This window comes from Fibrobacter sp., assembly GCA_024399065.1.
GTDB lineage: Bacteria > Fibrobacterota > Fibrobacteria > Fibrobacterales > Fibrobacteraceae > Fibrobacter.
This window is the reverse complement of record JAKSIB010000074.1, coordinates 1-4,071: the sequence shown is the minus strand read 5'-3', so window position 1 is coordinate 4,071 and position 4,071 is coordinate 1. Positions and strand designations below refer to the sequence as shown.

At 40.9% G+C, this 4,071-nt stretch carries 5 protein-coding genes and 1 pseudogene; 2 read left to right on the top strand and 4 right to left on the bottom strand.

The features are described 5' to 3' along the window. Positions 1-332: 332 nt before the first annotated feature. Positions 333-1,592 (bottom strand): IgA Peptidase M64, encoded by a 1,260-nt coding sequence (locus MJZ25_16375; GenBank protein MCQ2125751.1) that lies wholly within the window; start codon positions 1,590-1,592, stop codon positions 333-335. Positions 1,593-1,753: 161 nt separating this feature from the next. On the opposite strand from MJZ25_16375, the gene MJZ25_16370 reads away from it, so the two are divergent. After that, positions 1,754-2,251 (top strand): Lrp/AsnC ligand binding domain-containing protein, encoded by a 498-nt coding sequence (locus MJZ25_16370; protein MCQ2125750.1) that lies wholly within the window; start codon positions 1,754-1,756, stop codon positions 2,249-2,251. A gap of 11 nt (positions 2,252-2,262) precedes the next feature. Here MJZ25_16370 and MJZ25_16365 read toward each other — a convergent pair whose 3' ends face one another. Beyond that, positions 2,263-2,748, bottom strand: coding sequence for a dihydrofolate reductase (locus MJZ25_16365; GenBank protein MCQ2125749.1), 486 nt, complete (start codon positions 2,746-2,748; stop codon positions 2,263-2,265). A gap of 159 nt (positions 2,749-2,907) precedes the next feature. On the opposite strand from MJZ25_16365, the pseudogene MJZ25_16360 reads away from it, so the two are divergent. Next, a pseudogene (locus MJZ25_16360) lies at positions 2,908-3,207 on the top strand (IS1380 family transposase). Here the strand turns inward: MJZ25_16360 and MJZ25_16355 are convergent. Both MJZ25_16355 and MJZ25_16350 read right to left on the bottom strand, forming a co-directional pair. Next, entirely contained in the window at positions 3,141-3,521 is a 381-nt protein-coding gene (locus MJZ25_16355; protein MCQ2125748.1) for a hypothetical protein, read from the bottom strand. The pseudogene MJZ25_16360 and the gene MJZ25_16355 overlap by 67 nt on opposite strands. Positions 3,522-3,532: 11 nt before the next feature. Continuing rightward, entirely contained in the window at positions 3,533-4,033 is a 501-nt protein-coding gene (locus MJZ25_16350) for a nucleotidyltransferase family protein (protein MCQ2125747.1), read from the bottom strand. Between the last annotated feature and the right edge of the window lie 38 nt (positions 4,034-4,071).

The following is a 4,071-nucleotide window of genomic DNA, read 5'->3' as shown; positions in this document are numbered from 1 at the left end:
CGACTCATAAATCTACCCTTAATCGTGTATTGGATGATAGTTGCGGATTTTAGGTATAATAATACCTAAAATCCGCAGGTAGTTAATTAGGATGTTTAAAGATTCTGATTATCCGTTTAACGACCATACTGTTATTAGTCCGATTACAGAGTCTGTCTCCTGATCTGTGATGCAAAGGCATTCAAATTTTGGGTTGTTATCCGTGTTTTCGCGTTGAAACTCGTTATCTCTTCGCTCTTCTTGAGGGAAAGCTGAGTGTAGCAGGTTTTCAACAAACGCATAATGCGGATGACTTGTAGTAATAGGGTTAAATGTAATCATATCACTTTTTTTTATTCGGTATAGAAATAAATCATTCTTTCTAAAGCTCTTTGGCATACTGGGCAGAACTGCGGACCGTCGTTTGTCTTCATTCTGCAGTCTGTAGTAGGGCGATATATACCTTTCAGCGTATATCCTCCACCTTCGTACGCTCCAACTTTATTGTATATCTTCTTAGGGTCTGTTTCCGGTTTGGTAGGAATAGGAGTTCCCTTTTGTACCATATCTTTCCACTTATCTTCAAAATGAACCAAGGTAGTGATGTTCTGTTCCCATGGCTCTATCTCATACGGATATTGCGAGCTTGGAGCCTCATCGTAAGCATATTCGTCGGCTAATCCGCCAAAGCTATGACCGAATTCATGTACCACTACAGGCTTGAACATGGTATGGTGAGCTGTAGTTAGCGTATACGAGTTGTATATACCTCCACCACCGTATGTATCTGTGTTGGCGAGTATGATGATATGTTCGTACGGAATGCCAGCCAGCCAATTATGTATAGCCTTTACGCTGCGTGTAGTGAGATAACGGTCAGAGTAGAAGGTGTCGAAATGAGAGCTGACAGCTGTAGTTTTCCATTCGTTATTGCGAGGAATGCTTACGCCACTGTCTTTCGACGGACAAGCTACTGCCACTATGTTGAATCTATCTTTCAGTCGTTTGAACGGTTCGTGCGAGAACAATGCGTCGCAAGTAGCCTGAGCGTCTTTGTAGAATAAGTCCATTTCGGCTTCTGTATAACCCTCTGCCATGATAGCTACGTCTATACATTTGTCTAACGACCCGCTTTTCAGCAGATATTTATGCGGAGTGATATCTTTCGTTCCACGCTGATGAATCAGAATATCTTTAGGACTTACCTCATGCGTTAGGCTTGCCGATGTTTTATGATACTTATCTTTCAGTTCTATAGTAACTATTGCATCTTCTTTAGGGAAAGGTATTAAGTACGAGTTTTCGAATCCACGGGTTACGTGTTTAGCCTCTTCTTCGGTCACCCATTCCTGGAACAGGCTTGAAAAAGAAGTACGATATATAATTGTCCCCGTTTTTTTATCCTTTACGGTTATCTGTCCGTTTCCTTCCACCGGAAGCTTACCCAGCGAGTGGCGCCTGCCCGCCCATTCAGGATAAGACACCAATTCATCAAGGCTGATGTTTTGAGAATTGGCATTACCGTTAAAAAGATAGTCAAGACGCAGAGTCTTATTCTCGAAAAAGTCTTCGAAATTCTGTGAATTAGCGGGTATTACACCGCATGTTGCCAATAAAGCAAGTGTAAATAATTGTTTTTTTATAATTCAGAGTTTGTAATTGCAAAGATAGGATTATCTATCGAATTAAAGCCAAACCGCATATAAAACTTATAATCCTTATTAAATTATAAAAGAATTATTTTATCTTTGCTCGGTAATAAATAAGATAATCAATGGGACATCATCAAATTGATAAGTTAGACGAACAGATTTTGCGCTTGATAGCGGAGAATGCTCGTATCCCGTTTCTTGAAGTTGCAAGAGCGTGTAATGTTTCAGGAGCGGCTATTCATCAGCGTATTCAGAAACTAACCAATTTAGGCATACTGAAAGGTTCGGAGTTCGTTATCGATCCGGAGAAGATTGGATATGAAACGTGTGCTTACATTGGACTTTACTTGAAAGACCCGGAACAGTTCGATAATGTAACGGAGGCTTTGAAGCTCATTCCGGAAGTAGTGGAGTGTCATTTCACTACCGGACAGTATGATATGTTTATAAAGATATACGCTAAGAACAATCATCACTTGCTGAACATCATTCACGATAAGTTGCAGCCATTGGGATTGTCGCGTTCAGAAACCATCATATCTTTCCGCGAAGCCATCAAGCGTCAGATGCCGATACGGAACCTGGCGGATGATGACGAAGCAGAAGTTACCGAAGAGTAATCTGCGGTGTATTATTTGTGAACGTAGTCTACAAAGCTATAAGAGTAGAGGTGCTTTTCGTCTGTAGAATGGCATTCTCTACTTTTTTCTTGCCATACATTCAGGTCGATGGCAGGGAAGAATGTGTCGGCTTGCGCCTTGTCGTCATCTATTTCGGTGATGCACAAGCGGTCGGCTATGGGTAGAGCCTCTTTATAAAGGCTTGCTCCTCCTAGAATGTATATGTCCTCATCTGCTTGGCATTGATTAAGAGCGTCTTCTAAAGAATGATAGCATTCCGCTCCGGCAAATTGTTGTTCCGAACGGCTCAGTACTATGTTTCTTCGGTTTGGGAGTGCCCCTTTAGGAAGAGAATCGAAAGTCTTGCGTCCCATTATGATGGTATGTCCGGTAGTAAGTGCCTTAAAGCGCTTCAGGTCGTTGGGCAACCAGTACAGCAATTTGTTCTCAAAGCCGATGGCAAGGTTCTTGTTTACGGCTACTATAATAGAAATCATACGTATGCTTTTTTGTTGTTATACCTAAATTCCGCAGCATTTTAGTTTAACTTATTTTATAAGTACCTGAGCAACAAAAAGTTGCTCAGGATTTTGCTATGTCAGATTTTTCACCTATCTTAGTGTTGCAAATCAAAATATGTATCAAACCCGACAGACATGGCAAAGGTAGCAATAAAATCTGAGAAACTCTCTCCTTTTGGAGGAATTTTTTCAATAATGGAGCAATTTGATGCTCTTTTAGCTCAAACCATAGATTCCACCTTGGGATTGAGATGCACTATGTTTGGTTATCAATATAGCGAAATTCTACGCTCTCTGATGTGCGTATACTTCTGTGGCGGTTCATGCGTGGAGGATGTAACATCGCATCTGATGCGTCATCTCTCGTATCATCCGACCTTGCGCACATGCAGCTCTGATACCATCCTCAGAGCCATCAAGGAACTGACACAGGAACCGAACATAATGAACTTTGATGCTCCAGTTAGCCAGCTTGCAAGATGACATTGAGAGGATGCTACTGCTGAACCTATTCCTGACAGGTAGAAAGTTATCGTAACTCCTTTATAAGTTGTTTTATAGATATGCGTATCGCCATTGCAAGCCGGCATAGTTGCAATAATTTCAGATTCGTAGGAATCAAGTAAATGCCGATGAATCTCCTTCGAGAATATTATCAGGCATATATCTGCAAAATCTCCACGTCTGCCGTAGAAATCAAACAGATTGATCATTGGTTCAGTTTCAATATCATAACTATCAGTAATCATAGCATATTGAATCAGATGTGAGTTTTATATTGCTCCGGTATCTCAAGATTGAAAGTTCTGCATAATAACAGGACGTCGTGGACATCATTTTCATCGTATTCATATCCAAGATGGAACTGTACCTGTGCCTCCGGGTTTATGCATGTTACCTCAATATTCCCGATATTTCCTTTACCTGAGAAAGTTTCGCTTGGGAAAGTGTATCCGTCATATAGAATTCCATCTTCGACATATTCGAAACAATGCAGATCGATTATTCTTCCGTTGTCATCTTTCCAGACAGTATGGCTATCGGTCGTATAGTCCATTACAACTTCTCTGTATCCCTTCCAGGTAATCACGGATATGGCCTTACCATAGTCTTTCTTCTCTACGAACAGATCGATGTCGTTATGTATTCTTGTTTCTCTGCCTATAAGTGCATCGACACCCCAACCGCCGTCCAGAAACACCTTTACAGATGCTTCAGACAGCATTTCAAGAATCTCACATGCATCAAAATAAGTGACCATAAAATTGCAATTTATCGGTGCAAATATAACGAATCCTT

Excerpts from the sequence above, each read along its gene's own strand:
- MJZ25_16370 (MCQ2125750.1), top strand. The coding sequence starts at position 1,754 with ATGGGACATCATCAAATTGATAAGTTAGACGAACAGATTTTGCGCTTG.
- MJZ25_16355 (MCQ2125748.1), bottom strand. The coding sequence starts at position 3,521 with ATGATTACTGATAGTTATGATATTGAAACTGAACCAATGATCAATCTG.
- MJZ25_16365 (MCQ2125749.1), bottom strand. The coding sequence starts at position 2,748 with ATGATTTCTATTATAGTAGCCGTAAACAAGAACCTTGCCATCGGCTTT.
- MJZ25_16350 (MCQ2125747.1), bottom strand. The coding sequence starts at position 4,033 with ATGGTCACTTATTTTGATGCATGTGAGATTCTTGAAATGCTGTCTGAA.